We start from the raw sequence: 20,368 nt of genomic DNA, 5'->3' as shown, positions 1-20,368 counted from the left end.
GGCGTCAACCGATGATCGTCCGTCTGGTGCAGCGGGTCGCGATCCTCCTGGCCAGCCTTGTCGTGAGCTCCGTGATGGTGTTCGCGTTCATGGCGGTGCTGCCAGGGGATCCGGCCCGTGTCGCCCTCGGCGTCAACGCGTCGGACACGGCGGTGGCGCAGCTGCGCGCGGAGTTCGGGCTCAACCGGCCGCTCGCGGCCCAGTACCTCAGCTGGGTACACGGACTGGTGACCTTCGACCCGGGGAACTCCTACATCTCACACACGCCGATCGGCCCGCAGATCGCCGACCGCCTTCTGGTCACCCTGTGGCTCGTCGGCACCGCGATGGTGCTCGCCTGTGTCCTGGCGGTCCCCATGGCCACGCTCATGGCCATGCGGCACCGCAGGCCGTCCGGGCTCATTCTCTCGGCCCTGTCCCAAGTCGGCGTGGCCGTCCCGGCCTTCCTCGCGGGCATCCTCCTGATCACCGTGTTCGCGGTGGGGCTCGGGTGGCTGCCGGCGAACGGCTGGACACCCCCGGCGCAGGATCCGGTCCTGTTCCTCAAGCAGCTGGTGCTGCCCGCGCTGTCCCTCGGCCTGGTGCAGGGGGCGGTGCTCACCCGCTACGTACGCAGCGCCGTGCTCGACGTCCTCCGGGAGGACTATCTGCGCACCGCTCGCGCCAAAGGACTTCGCCCGACGCGGGCACTGCTGCGGCACGGCCTGCGGAACGCGGCGGTGCCCGTGGTCACCGTCATGGCGTTGCAGCTCGCCACGCTGCTGGTGGGCGCGGTCGTCATCGAACGGGTCTTCGTCATCCCCGGGCTCGGCAGCCTGCTGCTGGACAGCGTCTCCAACCGGGACCTCATCATGGTGCAGGACGTGGTCATGATCATCGCAATGGCGGTGCTGCTGGTGAACTTCCTGGTGGACGTGATCTACCTGATGATCGACCCACGGCTCAGGGCGGGTGCGTCATGAGTGCTCTGGACACGGAAGCCGCTACCGCGTCCACGGTGCCCGACGGCCGTCGGCGGCGCCGCCCGATAACAGGCAGCCTTCTGGTGGGCGGTCTCATCGTCTCGGTCGTGCTCGGCATGGCGCTGCTGTCCTTCGTGTGGACCCCGCACGACCCGACCCTGGTGAACGCCATGGCGCGGCTGCGGAAGCCGTCGCTGGAGTACTGGTTCGGCACGGACAAGTTCGGCCGCGACGTGTTCAGCCAGATCCTGGTGGGCTCGCGCACCACGCTGTTCGTCGGCTTCGTGGCGGTGGGAGTCGCCGCCCTGGTCGGAGTGCCCCTTGGCATCGTCGCCGGGATGGCGCCCCGCTGGTTCGGCGAGCTCCTGATGCGCGGCAACGACCTGCTTCTCGCCTTCCCGGCGCTCCTGCTGACCATCATGTTCGCCGCCGTGTACGGCGCCAGCACGCTGGTCGCGATGGTCGCCATCGGCATCGCGTCCATCCCCCATTTCGCCCGGCTGACCCGCAGCGGCACGCTGCAGGTCATGAAGACCGAGTACGTCATCGCGGCGCGCGCGGCGGGCCGCAGGCCGTTCTCGATCGGCCTGCGGCATGTCCTGCCCAACGTCAGCAGTCTCGTCATCGTCCAGTCGTCGGTCGGTTTCGCCATCGCCGTACTCGCCGAAGCCGCGCTGTCCTTCCTGGGCTTCGGCACCCCGCCCCCGGTACCGTCCTGGGGCCGGATGCTGCAGGAGAGCCAGGAGATGCTGTGGTCCGCTCCCCGGCTCGCCGTGTTCCCGGGCATCGCGATCGCGGTGGCGGTGCTCGGATTCAACCTGCTCGGTGACGGCCTGCGCGACCGTTTCGACCCCAAGCTGGAGGACCGCCGATGACCCCGGCACCTGACACGACGCCGGCCGCCGGGCCGGACGACGTCCTGGCCGTGCGGAATCTCGACGTCGCGGTGGGCGGCCTCAAGCTCCTCGAAGATGTCGACTTCACCATCCGGGCCGGCGAGCGGGTCGGTCTGATCGGTGAATCGGGGTCGGGCAAGTCGCTGACCGCACTGAGCGTCATGGGGCTGCTGCCTGAGGGACTCCGGGCCACGGGTTCGGTGCGGCTCGCCGGAGTCGACCACGACCTGGTGGGTGCCGACGAGGCGCGGATGTCCCGGGTGCGGGGCAAGGAGATCGCCATGGTCTTCCAGGAGCCCATGACCGCTCTGAACCCCACCATGAGGGTCGGGCGGCAGATCGCCGAGGTGCTGCTGATCCACCGGACCAGGCCCGACCGCGCGTCCGCCCAAGCCGCCGCCGTGGAACTGCTCGCCCAGGTGGGGCTGCCCGATCCCGCGGCCGCCGCGACCGCCTACCCGCACCAGTTCTCCGGAGGCCAGCGGCAGCGGGTGGTGCTGGCCATCGCGCTCGCGAACGACCCCGCGCTCCTGGTCTGCGACGAACCCACCACCGCGCTCGACGTCACGGTGCAGGCGCGGGTGCTCGACCTGATCGTGCGGGGTGTCCAGGAACGCAGGTCGGCCATGCTCTTCATCACCCACGACCTGGCCGTGGTGGCCACCGTCTGCGAGCGGGTCATGGTCATGTACGGCGGGCGGTTGATCGAGTCCGGCCCGGTCCGGGAGGTGTTCACGCGCCCCCGGCACCGCTACACCCAGGGCCTGATCGGCGCGTCGGACCTGACCGTGGTCGACGACCGCGGTCGGCTGGCCACGATCGGCGGGTCGGTTCCGCCGGCGGGCCGGTTTCCCGCCGGATGCGTCTTCAGAAACAGGTGCGCTCAGGCGACCGACGTCTGCGCCACCAGGCCCGAATGGGTCCCTACCGGGCCGGACTCCGGCTACGCCTGCTTCCACCCGGTATCCGAGAGCGGCGCACGCGGGACCGGCACACCCATGAACCAGGAGGCCGGCCGTGGCTGAGCAGCCGACCAGCGCCCCCCTCGCACCCGGGTCGCAGACCGGCCCCGCGGACGCCATCAGCGTCCGTGACGTCACGCGCGACTACCGACGGCCTCGTACCTCGCTGCGCCACCCCAGCCCGCCGGTGCACGCGCTGCGCGGCGTCAGCTTCGCCGTCCCCCAGGGGCAGCGGTTCGGCATCGTGGGCGAGTCGGGGTGCGGCAAGTCGACCCTGCTGCGCATTCTGGCCGGGCTCGACCGCCCCACCAGCGGCAGCGTCGCGATCGACGGCCGGGACATCACCGGGCTCCGGGAGAGCCGGCTCCGGTTCGTCCGCGAGCGGCTCCAACTCGTGTTCCAGGACCCGATGAGTTCGCTGGACCCGCGCATGCGCGTTGGCGACATCGTGGCCGAGCCGCTCGTCGCGCAGGGGCACCGGAACCGCAAGGAGCGGGTGGCCGAGTTGCTCGAGGCCGTCGGCCTGCGAGCCGACGCGGCGGACCGGTATCCACACCAGTTCTCCGGCGGCCAGCGGCAGCGCATCTCGATCGCGCGCGCTCTCGCCCCCCGCCCGAAGATCATCGTGGCGGACGAGCCGGTGAGCGCCCTGGACGTGTCCGTCCGGGCCCAAGTGCTCAACCTCATCGCCGACCTCGTCGACGAGTTGTCCCTCACGCTGGTCTTCGTCTCCCACGACCTGTCCGTGGTACGTCATGTGTGCGACCGGGTCGCGGTCATGCATGCCGGGGAGATCGTGGAGATCGGGTCCACGGAGCAGGTGTACGAGGAACCGCAACATTCCTACACACGCAGGCTCATCGCCGCCGTTCCGACTCTGGGCAAGGCACTGTCCGGTGTGTCGGCGGCCGACCTCAACCGGGAGTAGCGACCGTGACCGCCCACGTCCAACCCGCCGGCGGCGACTGGCCCGTGGGGAGTCCCGCGGGTCTTCCCATCGGCGACAAGTGTGTATCGCCTCGCCTCTCAGACTGGGATCAGCCGAACGCGTAGCCGTACAGGCCGGGGCCGCTGCTCAGCTCGCGGACCTTTCTCGGGAGCAGTCCGGGACGCAGGCCCGTCTGACGCGAGCCGGGCACGTACAGCACCTTGCCCTGGTCCGGCGCCGCCACCACCAGCCCGTACAGCGGACGTTCCTTGGTGAGCTGCCGGTAGCGCCCGCCGAGCGCGGGCAGCGCGGCCAGGGACGCGCCGAAATCGCGCCCCTTGCCCTTGATGAGCAGGTTGCCGTCCTTCGTCAGCCCGCCCTTCCTGGCCCCGGCCAGCACTTGGACCCCCTTCTCTCCGGGTACGCCGACGGCCAGCTCGTCGTCGCCGTCGCCGTTGAAGTCCCCGGCCGCCAGCGCGGCGCCGAACCGGTCGTAGTAGCGGGGCGTGCCCTTGAGCAGCCGTTGCGTCCACATCTCCGACCGGGCGCCGCGCAGCAGCGCGCTCCCGCTCCCGTACAGGACGTGCACGGCCCCGTCGCCGTAGTCCATCGCCCGCTGGTTGGCGCTCAGCCCTTCGCCGGGTACGCCAACGGCCAGGTCGTCGTGCCCGTCGGCGTCGAAGTCGCCGGTCGTCAGCGCCGCCCCGAAGGCGTCCCACTTCTCCGCCGAGCCCTTGATCCCGGGGCTGCTCTGGGTGAGCAGCCCGGCCCGCCGGCCCCGCACGTCGATGACGGTGACGGAGCCCTGGCCGTCCTGGGTGACGCTGTCGGCGGGGGCGCCCACGGCCAGCTCGGCCCGCCCGTCGCCGTTGAAGTCGCCGGTCGCCAGGGCCGCGCCCCACTGGTCCGTCACGCTTGCCGCCTGCCGTACCCAGGGGGTCTTCTGAGTGATCTGGTACGGCTTGCGGCCCTTCATCCAGTAGATCGTGACGCCCCCGCCCGTACGGTGGCCAGGGGCGCCCACCGCGAGCTCGTCGCGTCCGTCACCGTCGAAGTCACCGGCGGCCAGCGACGCCCCGAACCGGTCGCTCGACGGCTTCGCCGGCGCCAGCTCCTTGCCCGGCCGCAGGCCCGTGGGCGAGCCGTGGAACAGCTCGACAACGCCGTTGCCGTCGGCCCCCGGCACGCGCTCGCCCACGAACTCCTCTGACACGCCCACCGCCAGGTCGGCGCATCCGTCCGCGTTGAAGTCGCCCACCGCCAGAGCCGAGCCGAACGAGTCACCCGGCTCGGCGCCCTCCTGGGTCAGCTTCTCCTTGCGCCCGCTGCCGTAGACGACCGTCACGGAGCCGGCCCGCCGGTTGTCGTAGGGGGCGGCCACCGCCAGATCGGGACGGCCGTCGCCGTCGAAGTCGGAAGGGGATCCGCCACACGACGGAGCCGCGGCGTGACTCGTACCCGAAACGAGGGGAAGAACCAGGCAGGCGGCTAGCAGTGCGTTCATACAGGTAGGTATTTCCGCCCCGACCGAACCAGGTCTTAACGCTACGGGAACGTGCCAGGATAGGCGGGTGGACATCGACCTCGCGGATCTGGGTTTCTGGCGCCAGTCCCCCAAGGCCCGGCATGAGGCGTTCGCCAGACTCCGGCAGTTAGAGCATCCCGTGTTCTTCCCAGAGAAGAAGGTGCCCTTCCTCCGGTCAGGCAGCGGCTTCTACGCCCTGGTCAGGCATGCGGACGTGGTCGAGGCCAGCCGCGACGCCAAGGTCTTCTCCAGCGAGCCCGCCGTCACCAACCCGGAGCCGCCCGGCTGGGTCAAGCAGGTGTTCGGCGAGTCGATGGTCAACATGGACGACCCGCGCCACGCCCGGCTGCGGCGCATCGTCACCCGCTCGTTCAGCCCGCGCATGCTCTCCGGTCTGCAGGACGACATCGAGGCCGCGTGCGAGCGGATCGTCGACGACGTCATCGAGCAGGGCCCGCGCGACTTCGTCGGCCAGGTCGCGGCCCGGCTCCCCATCCACGTCATCTGCGACATGATGGGCATCCCCGACGACCTGCGGGCGAAGGTCCACGAACACGTAGACGTCTCCACCGCCTACACCGGCGTACGCCCCAGCCTGGCCCGCAGCGTTCAGCTGGCCGGCCAGAACATGCTGGCCCTGCTCGCCCTCCAGCGCATGGTGATCAAGCTGGGGCACGAGCGGGCCGCCGATCCCCAAGGCGACCTGGTGTCCCTGCTGGTCACCGCCAACCCCGACGGCGAGAAGCTCACCGACCGCGAGCTCGGCTCCTTCTTCGCCCTGCTCCTGGTGGCGGGCAACGAGACCGCGCGCAACACGATGGCCCACGGCATCAAGCTGCTCACCGACAACCCCGCGCAGCGCGACCTGCTGATGGAGGACTTCGACGGCCGCATCGGCAACGCGATCGAGGAGATGGTCCGCTATGTGTCGCCGATCATGCAGTTCCGGCGCACGCTGACCCAGGACTACTCCCTGCGCGGCCTGGAGCTGAAGAAGGGCGACAAGGTGGTCCTCTTCTACGGCTCGGCCAACCGTGACGAGACCGTCTTCCCCGATCCCGACAGTTTCGACATCACCCGCGAGACCAAGCCGCACGTCGGCTTCGGCGGGCCGGGCCCGCACTTCTGCCTGGGCGCCAACCTGGCCAGGCAGGAGATGCGGACGATGTTCCGCGTGCTGCTGACCAGGTTGCCGGAGATCCGCGCGGTCGGCGAGCCGGAGCTGCTGCTGTCCAACTTCGACAACAGCGTCCGCAGTCAGGGGTTCACGTTCTGAGCTGCTCTTCCGGGGCCAGGACGTTCCTTCTGATCGTCAGGAAGGTGATCAGTGCCGCGACGACCATCATCGCGGCGCTGATCAGCATCGCGGTGTGGAAGCCCGCGTTGAAGACGGGCGGGTTCTTGAAGGCGTCGCCGACCAGGCCGACCAGGGGCGGCACGGCGGCCACCGCGAGCAGGCTGCCGGTACGGGCCACCGCGTTGTTGACGCCGCTGGCCGTACCGGCGTGGCGCTCTTCGACGGTGGCCAGCACGGTCGCGGTCAGCGGCGCCACCGCCGCCGACAGACCGAGCCCGAACACCGTGACCGCGGGGATGACCTGAAGAACGTACGAGGCGCCGAAACCGATCGTGCTCATCAGGAGGAAACCGAGCCCGGCCACCAGGATGCCGATCGTCATGGGCCAGCGCGGGCCGTAGCGCTTGGCCACCTCACCGGCGCGCGCCGACAGCAGCAGCATCAGGATGGTCGTCGGCAGCAGCGACAGCCCGGCCGGGGTCGCCGCGAACCCGGACACCACCTGCAACTGCACGACGAGCAGGAAGAACACCACGCCCATGGCCGCGTACATGATCAGCGTCACCACGTTCACGGCCGTGAACACCCGGTCCCGGAAGATGCTCACCGGCACCAGCGCGTCGGGGGACCTGCGCTTCTCCAGCACCACGAACGCCACGCCCAGCGCCACCCCCGCGATCAGCGGGATCGTCGCCCCCTTCTCGATCAGGCCGTAGGTGAGGAATGCCAGGGCCAGCGCCGCCAGCACCGCCCCCAGCACGTCGAACCGGCCCGCGGCCTGCTCGTCCCTGCTCTCGGGCACGTGCCGCACCGTGACCAGCACGACCAGCGCCGCGACGGGCAGGTTGAGCAGGAACGCCCACCGCCAGCCCGCCGTCTGCACCAGCACCCCGCCCAGCAGCGGACCGATCGCGGCGGCCACCCCACCCAGCCCTGACCAGGCGCCGACCGCGCGCGGCCGGTCGTCCCTGACGAACGACGCCTGGATGATCGCCAGCGACCCCGGGGTGAGCAGCGCGCCGCCGACGCCTTGCAGCGCGCGGGCGGCCACCAGGAACTCGACGTTCGGCGAGAGCCCGCACAGCGCCGAGGCCAGCGCGAACCAGACCGTGCCGATCAGGAACACCTTGCGCCTGCCGTAGCGGTCACCGAGCGAGCCGCCCAGCAGGATCAGCCCGGCCAGGGTGAGCGTGTAGGCGTTGATCGTCCACTGCAGGCCGGCCATGTCCGCGTCGAGGTCGTCGCCGAGGAAGGGCAGCGCGACGTTCACTACGGTGCTGTCGAGCATGGCCATCCCGGAGCCCAGCACGGTGGCCGCCAGGATCCAGCGCCCTCGGGCGGATTTGAGCGCTACGTGGTCGTCCTGCATGAGGGCAATCCTGTCACCTCTTTCGGTGCATAGCGGTCAGCCCCTCCCCGGAGAGGCGCGACCCGGGACCCTCAGCGTTGCCCGGAACCCTCAGCGGTCGTCCGCCGAGGGCGAGGGAGAGCCCCAGCCCCTTCACGGAGAGGTGCTGCCCAGGGCCCTCAGCACGAAGCCCGTCACCAATGCCTCCGCCGCCTCGACGGTGACCGCGCCGCTGATCAGGGGCACCCGCTCGGCGCCGATCACCGCGATGATCATCCGGGCCGTCGCCTCGCCGTCGACCACCTGGAAATCGGCCGACTCGATCCCGCTCTCCAAGATCCCCACCAGGATGCGCTGCATGGGCGCCACGTGCTCGGCGAGCTGCTGGTAGGCGTCAGGGCCGAGGGCGGCGCTGAGATCCGCCGCTCCCGGGTGCGGGTGCGCCAGCAGGCCGGTCAGCTGCAGCCGGACGAACACCCGTAGCCGGTCGGCGGGGGAGGCGACGGCCGGCAGTTCCTGCTCGTAGCTTTCGATGAAGTAGCTGGTGACCCGCTCGGTGAAGGCCAGCAGCAGGGCGGCCTTGTCCGGGTAGTAGTTGTAGAGGACGGTCCGGGTGATCCCGGCCTCGTTCGCCACGTCCGTCATGGAGATGGCGTCGATCCCCTGCACCCTCGACAGGCGGGCGACGGCCTCGAGGATGCGATCACGCGTCTGGGCTCGGTGCTCACCGATGGTGGCTGCGGAGATGCGGGGCATGCGTCCATGGTAGGCCGGTGCCCATCCAGCTATAAGCCGACTTCTATAGGCCGGACTTCGCGCACGAGAGGCGGGGGATGGACCAGCCTCTGGAAGGCGGCGCGGTCACGTACCGTGGGCGGCGGACCGGCCCCTCGAAGGCAGCGAGGTCAGCCCCGCCAGCGGCGGACGCTGAGACCCGCTCGGCACCCCGCGTCCTCTCGCATTCTTCGCCCCGCGCCCCCTCGCATTGTCACTGGCATTTCACCGGCAGTTGTGCAGTGTGGCGAATGCGGTGGTGTGCCGTATGCGTTGGTACCGGTGGTACGCGTGGTGCCGGTGGTACCCGGTCCGGGTGGTGCCGGTGGTACGGATCTGGGTGATACGGGTCGATGTGGTAGGGGTTGTGCCCTGCCACCCATGGTGCCCTTGCTGCAGGTGGTGTCCGTGTGCCTTGCTACGCGGGGAGCGAGAGGTGCGGTGGTGTGCCCTACGCGGCGGCCTTGACCACGTGGAGCAGCTCGCCGAGTACCTCGGTGTTGAGCTGGTAGGCCAGCTTGACCTCACGGATCACGCGATGCTGCTCCCGCTCGCCGAAGGGCAGCGCGTCGAGGCGGGCGCGATATTCGCTCTTGAATCGGGGCAGGCTGCCGACCTCGTCGAACAGGTAGAAGTCGACCCCGCCGCCCTTCTGGTAGCCGTAGATCTTCTGCAGCTCCATCCGGATGAACTGCCCGCCCGACAGGTCGCCCATGTAGCGGGTGTAGTGGTGGGCGATATAGCCGCCCGGCCAGTCGGCCACCTGCTCGATCCGCGCCACCAGGGTCCGGGTCGCCTTCGAGGGTACGATCCGGTCGCGCCAGCCGGCACCGTAGACGGTCTGCAGGTCACGCTCCAGCGCCTGCTCCCGATAGAGCTCCGGGAAGACGAACCGGCCGGCAACCGGGTGATCGGCCAGGGCCTTGGCGGCGCCGTCGAGGGCGAGATAGGCGAAGTAGTGCTGGGCGACGAGCTCGCCGTAGTCGTGCTCGCTCAGTCGGCCGCCCATCAGCTCTTTGAGGTAGCTCTCATCCTCGGCCGACTCGTGGTCGCTCCAAGTGGCGTTCTTCAAGGTCTCGGAGAACGACGTCACGCTTCACCCCAATGTGTTGCCAGGTCTTTCATGACAAAGTGTCACAAACCCTGGACGGGCCCGTCAAGTTGATGACGACACTCTGTCATTAAACCCGACCCTGTCATGCTGGCGCCGCAGCCGTCACATCGCCGGGGCGGCCGAGGGCGATCAGTGTGAGATTGCGCAACGACGGCGTGCCTGGTGTGAAGTAGTCACTGTGCCCGCCGGGACCCACCTCAAACACCCGCGCCCCGTACCCGGGACTCAGCGCGTCGGCCCCGAAACCAAGCGGCCCGAGCTTCACCTTCGGCACGAACCTGATCCAATCACTACCACCCACACCCGCCCACACTCTGGTGACAGACGGCGTCGGGCCGGACACCCTGTGGTTGGACGGCGGGCGATACGACGCGTCGGACAAATGGTGGTCGGACGGTGCTCCATCGGACGGTGCTCCATCGGACGGTGCCCCGATGCCGGGGCTTCCGAACAGCGCCATATCCGCGACGGGCAGGTCCGTCCCGGCCTTGGCGCACACCACCGAGCCGTAGCTGTGGCACAGTAACGCGATCGGCGCGGACGTCCGCGCGTGCAGCTCCATGACGGTACGGCGCAGCGCCTTAGCCCCCTCGACGGCCGCCGTGTCGGTGATGGCGCCCAGGCTCCACGTAGGCGGCGCGTCATAACCGAGCCAGGCGATCACAGCCAGCCGCTCGCCGTGGCCCACCTTGGCGGCCTCGGCCAGCAGCGCCCGCGCCGCGCCTCCGGGCCGCTTCGTACTCGCTTCGAAGGTGGCAACCGTGGTGTCGGCCCCCGGCACCACGATGGCGACCCGATCGGCGGTGGCCAGGTCGCCGTAGACCTTCACAAGCCGGCCACTGTGCTGGCCGGGCAGCGCCAGGACCGCGCCGAACGCGAGACTTCCGGCGAGCGTGAGGATTCTGAGCATGCTCGGAAAGCTACGAAAGAGAGGCCGTCGACCGCGTCACCGCTGGGGCTGAACTCTCTTGTAGTACCTGGGGGTGACAAGGCCGTCGGCAAGCACATGGTGGGCGATCTGGGTCGTGTCCTCCCGTTGTACGAACGGAAGCGGCGGTGCTGCTTGGTAGCGATGAAGGCGACGCCGCGGCGGGCTGATCGTCCGACGGCCGGGGCGGCCGGCGAGGGCCGGGTAGGGCGAGGGCCGGGTAGGGCCGGCGCGTCATGGCTTGTCCTCGCGATAGGTCATCAGGCGGGAGCCACGAGGACGGGTCGGCGGGCTGGCCGGGGTGCTGGGGTGGGGCGGGACCTGGCGGATTCTATGGCGCAGATCACATAGCCGCACCTGTCACAGGGATCAGGTCGTCGGCGTCTCGTGTCCGGCAGCAAGCAACGGAAGAATGGAAGGTCATCATGAGCAAGGTCTGGTTCGTCACTGGTTCGTCCCGCGGCCTGGGCCGCAGCTTTGTCGAGGCGGCGCTGTCTCGTGGCGACAAGGTGGCCGCGACCGCCCGCAAGACGGAGAGCCTTGACGACCTGGTCGCCGCCTACGGCGACGCGGTGCTCCCGCTTGCGATGGACGTGACCGACAAGGTCGCTGTCTTCGAGAACGTGACGCGGGCCGCCGAGCACTTCGGCCGCCTGGACGTCATCGTGAACAACGCCGGCTACGCCCAGGTCGGCGCGGTCGAGGAGCTGACCGAGCGGGAGCTGCGCGACCAGCTGGAGACCAACCTGTTCGGCGCGGTGTGGGTGGTCCAGGCCGCGCTGCCCTACCTGCGCGAGCAGCGCTCGGGACGCATCATCCAGCTGTCCTCGGCCGCCGGCCTCATCGCCATGCCGCTCGGCGGCGCCTACCACGCCTCCAAGTGGGCCCTGGAGGGCTTGAACGAGGCTCTCGCCGGTGAGGTCGCCGACTTCGGTGTCAAGGTGACCATCATCGAGCCCGGCGGCTTCGCCACCCGCTCCGGCAAGAACCCCGACCCGCTCGACAACGGCCACATGGCCGAGCCCGACCCGGCCTACGCCGGCCTCCGCCGGCGCCTCGGCGCGATGGCCGGCAAGCAGCCCGCCGGCGACCCGGCCGCGGCGGCCCAGACGCTGCTCAAGCTGGTGGACTCCGACAACCCACCGCTGCGGATTCTCTTCGGCCAGGGCTTCCACCCGATGATCCAGCAGGCCTACGCCGACCGGCTCAAGATGTGGGCCGACTGGCAAGACCTTTCGTTGGAGGCCCAGGGCAAGACCGACCAGCAGGCCGCGGTTTGAGCCTTCCAGGTCTGAGCCGCGTCGTCCTTCTCGGCTCGATGTACGCCCCCGGCTGGTGGCTGGTGCTCAATAGGGGCACCTCCCGGTTCCTGGTTGTGAGTGCGTGAGCTGTACGGCCGGCGCCGGCCGTACAGCTTTCGGGCCAGAGGTTGCTCGGCTCGAACGGCGGTGTCGGGACAGCTGCCCTCTCCTGAGGACACGTTCGTCGCCCTGTCCACCGGCTGAAGGCAGTTGGTGACCCTGCTCGCAGTCCTCTCGCGTCGAGGAGAGAAGGAGATCAGCAAAACAGGACAAGAGGTAGATCCCTTGACTTTCCTCCGTAGCGTTGCCGGTGATCGTAGGATCGTCCGCGTGGATCTGGACGACGTCGCCGCCCGGCTCGGGGTACCCGTCGAGGACGTCGACCGCGTACACCGGCTCGCCGGCGACCGGCCGTCGGCTCCGCTGCCCGCCAAGGCCGACGCGCCCGCGATCCTCGACCGGCTCGCGGTGCGGCCGGACGACGCCGCCGAGATCATGGCGGGCTGGCCCGACCCCGACTCTCCCTTGTGGACTGCGGAGCTGCGCTGGCTGCTCGACCGCTCGATCGCCCTGGTCCGCGCCGATCTCGGGGGCCACGGCTGGCTGCCGCCCGGTCCGGAGCTGCCGCGCGAACGGGGCCCCGCCTGGCGGCATCTCTACGTGTACGCGTACCTGGCCCTGGTCGACGTGGTCACGGCGTACCACCGCGACCACGGCATCGCCGATGCCGTCTCGTGGGCGACCCTCGCGGATCTGGGCCGCAACCTCGCGATCGACCGGCGAATGCGGCGTGAGGGCTGGCCGGTCATGCAGAGCTGGCTGACGCTGCACGCGCGCGGCGGCATCTACGAGCTGGGCCGGCTGCAGCACCAACGCGGCGGCACCACCATCGGCCTGCACATCCCCGAGTCGGGATCGATGACCCCGGAGGCGGTCGCGGCGTCGCTCGACGAGGCCCGCGCGTTCTTCCCACGCCACTTTCCCGACGAGCGCTACACGACGTTCTCCTGCGGCTCGTGGCTGCTCGACCCGCAGCTACTGGAGTACCTGCCTGAGGACTCCAACATCGTCCGGTTTCAGCGAAGGTTCGAGCTGGAACCCTACGAGGAGCCGGAGGGGCAGGACGCCGACGTCGAGGTGCTGCGGTTCGTGTTCCGCACCCTGACCACGCCGCTCGACCGGCTACCGCGCCGCACCGTGCTCCAGCGCGCGATCGTCGACCACCTGAAGGCCGGCCGCCACTGGCGCATCCGCCGCGGCCACTTCCCGATCTAGCCGAGCCGAGACATCCACAGAGTGGTCGTGTGCGATGAGGTTGACGAAGGCCGCCATCGAGGTGCTCAGCCGCTCCCTGGCCCAGCCCGCCCGCGCGCGCGGGATCACCGTCAACGCCGTCGCCCTCGCGAACGTGTTCTCGGGCTACAAGATGCGTTGATGCCGCGACACCGTACGGCAGCCAGACCCATCTTGTGTGCCCGGCTCACGGGTGTGAACGGCGACAACCCCGGGTGATCGAAGACTCCGGGTGGAGTTACCAGATCGCCAAGGACGAATGGGCGTTCGTGACGAGGGGTGGCTGCCTACCTCGGGGTTGAGGTCGGCACCGGGTGTCGCCGAGCATGTCGCGCGGCCGTTTGTCGGCGTCGGTCGCGGTGAGGCGGAGTGACGGTTGCGGTGGAACCTGTCGGTGTTCAGGGTGAGTTGTCGGGTTCCGCCTTCGATGTCGCCGTACGACATCCGCAACCGCTCGGCGCCGACTGTCCCATCGACCTCGACGTGCTCGATCCGCCGTCTGGTGTCAGGCTGAGTGCGCTCGATTTTCCGCGCCTTGGAGGTTTTGATGCGTGCAGGCGTCGTGGTCACCGCACACCCCGGTGTGGAGGAGCTCGCCGTACAGGCCGAGGAGTTGGGCTTGCACAGTTTCTGGCTCAACGACACCCCGATGGTCCACGGCGACCCCTTCGTCGCCCTGGGACTGTGTGCGAAGGCCACCAGCCGCATCAGGCTCGGCATCGGCGTGACCTCACCGGCGCTGCGCTCGGCCCCGGCCGCCGCGAGCGCGTTCGCCAGCCTCAACGCCCTGGCGCCAGGCCGGATCATCTGCGGGATCGGCACCGGAAACACCGCCCGGCGCACACTGGGCATGCGGCCGACCACTACAGCCATGATGGAGAACTTCACCGCCGCACTGCAGGACCTGTGCGCCGGAGGCACCATCGAGTACCGCGAAGGTGACCGAGTCCGCAACGTCCGGTTCCTGCACACCGGGGCGCACGCGAACACGGCCGACCCGATCGAGTTCGTCGTGGCCGCGCTAGGACCGAAGGCCGCCGCCGTCGCCGGCCGCCGCGGCACCGGCCTGATCTCCTTCGGCCTGCTGGACCCCACCGCCTGGCAAGCACTGCATGACACCCGCCGCCACGCCGCTCACGACACACCACACGGCCCCGACTCCCGCGTGGACTCCTACCTGGTCACCGCGCTGCACATCCTCGAGGAGGACGAGGACCCCAGCGGCGACACGGTCCGGGACGCAACCGGCCACATCGTCCTGTCGCTGCTGGCCTTCGCCGCCGACACCGCCGCCGACGCACGCGCTTTCGCCGAGCAACTCGGCCCCGAGGAACGCGAGGCGGTGTGGCGCCTCCTCGACCGGCGCGGTACCACCGCCACCGCACCCGACCGGCACACCAAGCTCTACCCCAACTACCTCGGACGCATCGCACCGGAGGACCGGGACCTGATCCTGCCCTCACTGATGAACACCCTGGCCCTGGTCGGCACCCGCGACGACCTCCGCGCCCGCATCGCCACCCTGGAACAGGCCGGCGTCGACGAACTGCTCATCCAGCCGGTCATCGACCCACCCATCGAGATAGCCCAGCTCGCGAAACTCCTCACCTGAGCGGACCCAACTGCCATGGGAGCTTCCAGCGGATCTTGTCACCGGTGTTCCGGTGGACATGATCGACCGGTCTGGGATCAGCCTGCCGGGACGGTCGTCACGCTCGGGTGTAGCGGTGTTTGGTGCCGGGCGGGAAGTACTCGGGGTCGCCCAGCTCACGTAGCCGGATGAACGGCGCCTGCTGGGCCATCGGTACATAGGCCGCGAACTCGCTGTTGAGCCGGAGCAGCTGTTCGAGGATCGACTCGCCCACCAGCCTCGCCGTCTCCTCCGATGGCTTCTCGCCGGGCATGAGCTCTACTGTCACCGTCAGGTGCCGGTCACGCCGGTCGTCCTCGACCGCCTCCATGACGAACTTTCCGGTCACCAGCGAGCTGACCGCCGGCTGCTGCAGCCCTACGGAGATGTTCTCCGGGTACACGTTCGCGCCGTAGTAGGACACGGTGAAGTGGCTGCGCCCGAACACGTAGACGAAGGGCCGGGACGGGCCGGTCGCCGAAGGCTCGAAGCCGAGGTGCCGTACGAAACGTGACATCCGTTCGAACGGCACGATTCCGCCCTCGTCAGCGATGTGATAGCGGATCAGGGGGATGCCATTGTCGCCCGAGAACACCAGCGTGCCCTCGTGCTCCTCGAAGAAGCGGACCTCGGGGTCGTACTGGACGAGCGTCGGCAGCCGCGACTCCCCGAACAGCTCCCTCGCGGCCCCGGGACGGCCGGCCAGGAACCGGCGGATCTCCACAGAGAGAGGCGTCTCGTTGCCCAGTACGCCCGCGTCGGCCGTGCCGTACAGGGAGGCGATACCGCGCACCGGGTCCGCGATGCCCGCCCTGTCCGCCACGAGCGTGCGCCACTCCTCGCTGAACACCTCCCCGGCCGTGACGAGCTTGACGTTCCACCTGGACCAGGGCAGTCCCGCGTCGATGACGTCCTTGAGGAAGGGCGGATAGCCGAGGAGTACGACCTGGTCGAAGTACGGGGCCAGTTGCGGGAGTACGCGAAGGATCTCCCGCTTGTCGCTCCCGGGGGCGACCACAGTGATCGGGTAGCCGCGCTCTGCCAGGTGGCGGCAGCAGGCCACGGTGAACAGCCCGCCCACCCAGGTGCCGAGCGCGAAGCAGACGACGGCCAGCGTTCTGCGCTCCCGGGCCTCGAAGGAGTCCCGGAACACCTCCTCGAACCGCGCGGCGATCACCCGCTCGTCGGACACGGAACGCGGCCAGAACGACGGCGTACCCGTCGAACCGGACGAGACCGCGATCATGTCGCCGATCACGCCGTCGCGGCAGAGCCGGGGGAGTGGGTGGCGGTTGAGGTAGCCGTCCTTGGTGAGCAGCGGCAACCGCGCGAAGTCGGCCATGCTCGACACCTGGTCCGGACTGACACCCTGCTCGGCGAGGAACTCCCTATATGCGGGCACCGACGCGGACACCTGATGGAATAGCGCAAGCGGGTCCATTTCTCAGACGGTAGATCCTGTTTGCCGTTGACGCACGCGGTCATCCCGCCTGCCTCCAGGGAGCGCTTCGCTCGGCCGATCTCCAGGCACCTTCATCGCTGAACAGCCGAGGTCAAGGGGATGGTTCGAGGTAGATCTTGCGTTCTTCGGGGGTCAGTTCGCGGATGGTGCGCTTGGCGGCGAGTGCCTGGACCTGGTGCATGGGACCGCATACCTCGCAACGCCAGATCCGTACCGTGGCGTCGTCGTAGGTCGACAGTAGCCGCAACCCGTCCGGGCTGAACTTCACGGAGTTGACCGTAGTGCCGGAGCCGCTGAAGACCACTGGCTCGCGCCCCTCGGCCGGCATCCAGATCCGCACGGTGTTGTCATTGCCACTGCTGATGACCTGCTGCCCGTCCGGGCTGAAGCCGACGCTCCACACCACGCCCTGATGGCCGCGCAGGACGATCGGGTCTCCGGTCCCGCCGGTGTTCCAGATGCGGATCGTGCCGTCGTTGCCCCCGCTGACCAGCCGCCGCCCGTCCGAGCTGAGGGCGAGGCACCACACCAGGCCTTGGTGGCCGCGCAGCATGACAGGTTGACCGGTCCCGTCGGCGTTCTGGATCAGGATCGTGCCGTCCACGCCTGCGCTCGCCACCCGCCGCCCGTCGGGGCTGAACACGACATACCGGACCTGGCTCTGAGGGCTTTTCATGATGACCGGCGCTCCGGTCCCGTCAGTGTGCCAGACGCGTACAGTGCCGTCGTCACCTCCGCTGACTACCCGCGTGCCGTCCGGGCTGAAGGCGGCGTTCCACACGTTTCCACTGTGGCCGCGCAGCACGACAGCCTGGCCGGTCCCGTCGGCGTGCCAGATCCGTACCGTGCTGTCAGCACCTGTGCTCGCCAGTCGCCGCCCGTCCGGGCTGAAGGCGACCCCGAGGACGTCCGCCTTGTGGCCGCGCAGCACCAGCGCGTCACCGCTGCCGTCGATGTTCTGGACGCGGATCGTGCCGTCGATACCGGCACTGGCGACGCGTCGCCCGTCCGGGCTGAACACGGCGTCGTACACGGCCCCGGTATGACCTCGCAGGATCATCGCGTCACCGGTGTACGCCACGTCCCACAGTCGCATCGTCCCGTCATCGCTCGCGCTCGCGAGCGTACGCCCGTCTGGGCTGAACGACGCGTTCCACGTCGTACCACGATGGCCGCGCAGAATGAGCGGGTCGATGTTGCTGGCCATGTTCCAAATCCGGACCGTGCCGTCGTTGCCTACGCTGGCGATCCTCCGGCTGTCGCGGCTGACCGCCGCACCCTCCACCGTGCCGTCGTGCCCGCGCAGCACCGCTGGTGCATTCTGTCCGGTCACGTCCCACACCCGCACCGTGCCATCGGTACTGGCGCTGACCAGGTTCCGCCCGTCCGGGCTGTACTGCAGTCCTTCCACAGAATTCTCGTGGCCGCGCAGCACGACCGTTTTCGCCTTACCGGCCGGGTCCCAGATCCGGACGGTGCCGTCGCCGCCGCTGCTGGCCAGTCTCCGCCCGTCCGGGCTGAACACGACCTGCAGAGCCCGCCCATCGTGGCCGCGCAGCACCTTGGGAGCACCGCTTCCCGCAGATGAACTGCCGGTCCACCTGCCGCCATCCGGTGCTTTCCAGATCCGCACCGTGCCGTCGTCCCCGGCACTTGCCAGGCGTTGCCCGTCGGGGTTGAACGAGACGCCCCACACCGGACCACGATGGCCGCGCAGCACCAGCGGATCGCCACCGCCGGCCCAGTCAGACACGCTGACCGTTCCGTCGATGCCGCCTGTCGCCAGGTAGCGTCCGTCCGGGCTGAACACGGGGTTCCACGCCTCACCGGCATGGCTGTGCAGCACCACCGGATCTCCCGTGGGCAGCCCTCGTACGGACACCTGCCAGACCCGTACGGTGCCGTCTCCGCTGCCGGCGGCCAGATGCCGCCCGTCCGGGCTGAATGCGACGCCGCAGACCTTGCCCGCGGCGATGGGCACGATGAGCCGGATCCGCGAGTCGACGGTGGCCTGCCGGAGTACCGCCGTGGCCTCCTCCGTTGGGCTGACCGCGTATGCCCGCCGGGCCAGCAGCAGCCCGAGCTGCGGGTCCAGCTGGAGCTGGCCACGCGCGTCCGCCGCCAACTGGCGAGAGTACGCGAGATCTCGCTCCTCCTCCGCGCGGTTCGCGTTCCCCAGCGCCATCACGGCCAGCGCTCCGACCACGGTCGCCACCACCACCAGGCTGATCAGAGCCGCGCGCACACGACGGCCCGCCGCCGCCCGCTCCCGGCGCGCGCGTGCCCTGCTGGCCGCCAGGAACGCGTGTTCCAGGTCGTTGAGCCGGTCGAGCGCGCGGTCCTCCCAGGCCGCCAGTCGCGTTCCCCGGTACAGCAGCTCGTTCTCGCGCCCGTGCTGCTCCCACTCGGCGGCGGCGTCGGTGAGCCGCCGCTGGAGCCGGACGAGTTCCCGGTCTTCGGCGAGCCAGCCCCGCAGCCTCGGCCAGGAACGGATCACCGCCTCGTGAGCCACCTGGACGCTGTCCTCGTCGACGGTGAGCAGCCGCGCCGCCGTCAGCCGGGACAGTACGGCCGCCATCGCCGCCCCGTCCGGCCCCGCCAGCAGCTCCGCCGGCGGGACGCGCCTGCGCGTGTCCTCGGTTCCCTGCCCCAGCGCCGTCAGGCGGAGGAACGCGTTCCTGGCCAGATTTCGCTCACCGACGTCGAGCCCGTCGTAGATCTGCTCGGCGGTCTGCGCGATGGCGCCCTGGATGCCTCCTGCTTCCCGGTACCCCGCGAGCGTCAACGTGCCGCCTTTGCGGCGCTTCCACGTCTCCAGCAGGGCGTGGGAGATCAGTGGCAGCGCGCCGGGCTCGCCTCTCGCGTCGCTGAGGATGGTCTCGACGAGCGCCCGCTCGACCTTGAGCTCTGCCCGGAGCGCCGGGCCGATGATCACCTGTCGGAGGTCGTCGTCCTCCATGGGACCGATCAGCAGGTGCCGGTCGCGCAGCATGGCCACCAGCGGCGGGTGTTCAGCGCACCGGGCGTAGAAGTCCGCGCGGATTCCCAGGACGACGCGGGCTCGATCGTTGGTCTCCTCCGCCGCGGCGAGCAGCGAGTCCAAAAAGAGGGATCTCTCCTTCTGGTCGTCGCAGAGGCTGAAGACCTCCTCGAACTGGTCGACGACGATCACGATGCGCACGCTCTTCGGCCTGCCCGCCAGTATCTGTCCGATCGCCAGCCGGACGTTCGAAGGGGCGGCCACCAGGTCGGCGTACAGGGAGGGAGCGGAGGTTCCGCTGAGGTTGGCCAGGCCCACCGCGAGTTCGTCCAAGGGGTGCGCGCCTGGCGTGAGAAGGAGCGTCGGCCGGTGGAGGTTTTCCGAGGCGGCGCTGTTCCGCAACGCCGGAAGCAGGCCGGCTCGAAGCAGGGAGGACTTGCCGCTTCCTGAGGCGCCGAACACCGCGAGCAGGGATGTGTCGCGTAATCGCGCGGAGAGTTCGTTCACCAGCTCGCGCCGGCCGAAGAACCGGTCCGCGTCGTCAGGATCGAAGGTGACCAGGCCGAGGTACGGCGCGTCCTGGTCCATCTGGTCCTCCGCACCGGCGTCGGTGTCGGCCAGCTCCGCGGCGACCTCTCGCCAGAGTTTCTCCCAGGTCTTGGTGTCGCCGCCGCAGGCCTCGACATAGGCCAAGGTGACCGCCAGCGTGGGAAAGATCCCCCCACCTGCTGCCTCGGACAGTGCGGTCACCGAGTAGTGCGCGCGCCTGGACAATTCGCGGTAGCTGGACCGAGGGGCCCCGGCGCGTAACTGCCTCAGCGCGTGCGCGAACCGCTGTAACGGGCCTGCGTCAGGGTCGAGCGGTCGTTCCGGTCGTCCCATGAACCCGCCCCCATGGCCGTACGATCGCCGGTTGTCGAACTGCGAAGTTCGGCGCTTGACAACCGGAATCGACTATAGCCATCGGG

16 protein-coding genes are annotated in these 20,368 nt (G+C 69.6%); 9 read left to right on the top strand and 7 right to left on the bottom strand.

The window, feature by feature from the left end; translation table 11 throughout:
• Positions 1-11: 11 nt before the first annotated feature.
• The 4 genes from AB0B64_RS51505 to AB0B64_RS51490 are packed head-to-tail and all read left to right on the top strand — an operon-like array spanning position 12 to position 3,748.
• A complete protein-coding gene (locus tag AB0B64_RS51505; RefSeq protein WP_358197553.1) occupies positions 12-962 on the top strand; it encodes an ABC transporter permease in 951 nt (316 codons plus the stop codon).
• Entirely contained in the window at positions 959-1,837 is an 879-nt protein-coding gene (locus AB0B64_RS51500; protein WP_358197545.1) for an ABC transporter permease, read from the top strand. Before AB0B64_RS51505 ends, AB0B64_RS51500 begins: the two co-directional genes overlap by 4 nt.
• On the top strand, positions 1,834-2,883 hold the full coding sequence (locus AB0B64_RS51495) for an ABC transporter ATP-binding protein (RefSeq protein ID WP_358197536.1): 1,050 nt from the start codon (positions 1,834-1,836) through the stop codon (positions 2,881-2,883). The genes AB0B64_RS51500 and AB0B64_RS51495 overlap by 4 nt, the downstream gene beginning before the upstream one ends.
• Positions 2,876-3,748, top strand: coding sequence for an ATP-binding cassette domain-containing protein (locus tag AB0B64_RS51490; protein ID WP_358197527.1), 873 nt, complete (start codon positions 2,876-2,878; stop codon positions 3,746-3,748). The genes AB0B64_RS51495 and AB0B64_RS51490 overlap by 8 nt, the downstream gene beginning before the upstream one ends.
• Positions 3,749-3,857: 109 nt before the next feature.
• On the opposite strand, the gene AB0B64_RS51485 is transcribed toward AB0B64_RS51490, so the two are convergent.
• Positions 3,858-5,252 carry an FG-GAP and VCBS repeat-containing protein gene (locus AB0B64_RS51485; RefSeq protein ID WP_358197515.1) on the bottom strand — a complete coding sequence of 465 codons (1,395 nt, stop codon included), beginning with the start codon at positions 5,250-5,252 and terminating at the stop codon, positions 3,858-3,860.
• Positions 5,253-5,319: 67 nt separating this feature from the next.
• Here AB0B64_RS51485 and AB0B64_RS51480 point away from each other — a divergent pair, with 67 nt between their 5' ends.
• Positions 5,320-6,549 carry a cytochrome P450 gene (locus tag AB0B64_RS51480; protein WP_357946223.1) on the top strand — a complete coding sequence of 410 codons (1,230 nt, stop codon included), beginning with the start codon at positions 5,320-5,322 and terminating at the stop codon, positions 6,547-6,549.
• Here the strand turns inward: AB0B64_RS51480 and AB0B64_RS51475 are convergent.
• The 4 genes from AB0B64_RS51475 to AB0B64_RS51460 form a co-directional block, all read right to left on the bottom strand.
• Positions 6,539-7,939, bottom strand: coding sequence for an MFS transporter (locus tag AB0B64_RS51475; RefSeq protein WP_357946225.1), 1,401 nt, complete (start codon positions 7,937-7,939; stop codon positions 6,539-6,541). The genes AB0B64_RS51480 and AB0B64_RS51475 overlap by 11 nt on opposite strands.
• 132 nt (positions 7,940-8,071) lie before the next feature.
• Positions 8,072-8,674: a TetR/AcrR family transcriptional regulator gene (locus tag AB0B64_RS51470; protein WP_358197493.1), complete on the bottom strand. Its 603-nt coding sequence runs from the start codon at positions 8,672-8,674 to the stop codon at positions 8,072-8,074.
• Between the two features lie 469 nt (positions 8,675-9,143).
• The gene (locus AB0B64_RS51465; protein ID WP_357946229.1) at positions 9,144-9,785 is read right to left on the bottom strand and encodes a biliverdin-producing heme oxygenase; all 642 of its coding nucleotides are present in this window, start codon (positions 9,783-9,785) and stop codon (positions 9,144-9,146) included.
• Positions 9,786-9,888: 103 nt separating this feature from the next.
• Positions 9,889-10,716 (bottom strand): alpha/beta hydrolase, encoded by an 828-nt coding sequence (locus tag AB0B64_RS51460; protein ID WP_358197483.1) that lies wholly within the window; start codon positions 10,714-10,716, stop codon positions 9,889-9,891.
• A 443-nt stretch (positions 10,717-11,159) separates the two neighbouring features.
• Here AB0B64_RS51460 and AB0B64_RS51455 point away from each other — a divergent pair, with 443 nt between their 5' ends.
• The 4 genes from AB0B64_RS51455 to AB0B64_RS51440 all read left to right on the top strand — a co-directional run bounded on the left by AB0B64_RS51455 (position 11,160) and on the right by AB0B64_RS51440 (position 14,940).
• A complete protein-coding gene (locus AB0B64_RS51455) occupies positions 11,160-12,014 on the top strand; it encodes an SDR family NAD(P)-dependent oxidoreductase (RefSeq protein WP_358197473.1) in 855 nt (284 codons plus the stop codon).
• Positions 12,015-12,365: 351 nt separating this feature from the next.
• Positions 12,366-13,310, top strand: coding sequence for an acyltransferase domain-containing protein (locus AB0B64_RS51450; RefSeq protein ID WP_357946237.1), 945 nt, complete (start codon positions 12,366-12,368; stop codon positions 13,308-13,310).
• Positions 13,311-13,344: 34 nt separating this feature from the next.
• Positions 13,345-13,470, top strand: coding sequence for a hypothetical protein (locus AB0B64_RS51445; RefSeq protein WP_357946240.1), 126 nt, complete (start codon positions 13,345-13,347; stop codon positions 13,468-13,470).
• Positions 13,471-13,875: 405 nt separating this feature from the next.
• The gene (locus AB0B64_RS51440; RefSeq protein ID WP_358197453.1) at positions 13,876-14,940 is read left to right on the top strand and encodes an LLM class flavin-dependent oxidoreductase; all 1,065 of its coding nucleotides are present in this window, start codon (positions 13,876-13,878) and stop codon (positions 14,938-14,940) included.
• Positions 14,941-15,037: 97 nt separating this feature from the next.
• Here the strand turns inward: AB0B64_RS51440 and AB0B64_RS51435 are convergent, their stop codons facing one another.
• Together AB0B64_RS51435 and AB0B64_RS51430 are read right to left on the bottom strand one after the other, a co-directional pair.
• A complete protein-coding gene (locus AB0B64_RS51435; protein WP_358197444.1) occupies positions 15,038-16,360 on the bottom strand; it encodes a phenylacetate--CoA ligase family protein in 1,323 nt (440 codons plus the stop codon).
• 151 nt (positions 16,361-16,511) lie between these two features.
• The gene (locus AB0B64_RS51430) at positions 16,512-20,282 is read right to left on the bottom strand and encodes a hypothetical protein (RefSeq protein ID WP_358197435.1); all 3,771 of its coding nucleotides are present in this window, start codon (positions 20,280-20,282) and stop codon (positions 16,512-16,514) included.
• Between the last annotated feature and the right edge of the window lie 86 nt (positions 20,283-20,368).

The organism is Nonomuraea sp. NPDC049129 (genome assembly GCF_040648495.1).
GTDB lineage: Bacteria > Actinomycetota > Actinomycetes > Streptosporangiales > Streptosporangiaceae > Nonomuraea.
The sequence above is the reverse complement of the archived record's forward strand: the minus strand, read 5'-3'. Positions and strand labels throughout refer to the sequence as shown.

What these genes read in the sequence shown, in the direction of transcription:
- AB0B64_RS51505 (WP_358197553.1), top strand. Translation starts at nt 12, where the DNA reads ATGATCGTCCGTCTGGTGCAGCGGGTCGCGATCCTCCTGGCCAGCCTT.
- AB0B64_RS51500 (WP_358197545.1), top strand. Translation starts at nt 959, where the DNA reads ATGAGTGCTCTGGACACGGAAGCCGCTACCGCGTCCACGGTGCCCGAC.
- AB0B64_RS51495 (WP_358197536.1), top strand. Translation starts at nt 1,834, where the DNA reads ATGACCCCGGCACCTGACACGACGCCGGCCGCCGGGCCGGACGACGTC.
- AB0B64_RS51485 (WP_358197515.1), bottom strand. Translation starts at nt 5,252, where the DNA reads ATGAACGCACTGCTAGCCGCCTGCCTGGTTCTTCCCCTCGTTTCGGGT.
- AB0B64_RS51475 (WP_357946225.1), bottom strand. Translation starts at nt 7,939, where the DNA reads ATGCAGGACGACCACGTAGCGCTCAAATCCGCCCGAGGGCGCTGGATC.
- AB0B64_RS51470 (WP_358197493.1), bottom strand. Translation starts at nt 8,674, where the DNA reads ATGCCCCGCATCTCCGCAGCCACCATCGGTGAGCACCGAGCCCAGACG.
- AB0B64_RS51460 (WP_358197483.1), bottom strand. Translation starts at nt 10,716, where the DNA reads ATGCTCAGAATCCTCACGCTCGCCGGAAGTCTCGCGTTCGGCGCGGTC.
- AB0B64_RS51455 (WP_358197473.1), top strand. Translation starts at nt 11,160, where the DNA reads ATGAGCAAGGTCTGGTTCGTCACTGGTTCGTCCCGCGGCCTGGGCCGC.
- AB0B64_RS51445 (WP_357946240.1), top strand. Translation starts at nt 13,345, where the DNA reads ATGAGGTTGACGAAGGCCGCCATCGAGGTGCTCAGCCGCTCCCTGGCC.
- AB0B64_RS51440 (WP_358197453.1), top strand. Translation starts at nt 13,876, where the DNA reads ATGCGTGCAGGCGTCGTGGTCACCGCACACCCCGGTGTGGAGGAGCTC.
- AB0B64_RS51430 (WP_358197435.1), bottom strand. Translation starts at nt 20,282, where the DNA reads ATGGGACGACCGGAACGACCGCTCGACCCTGACGCAGGCCCGTTACAG.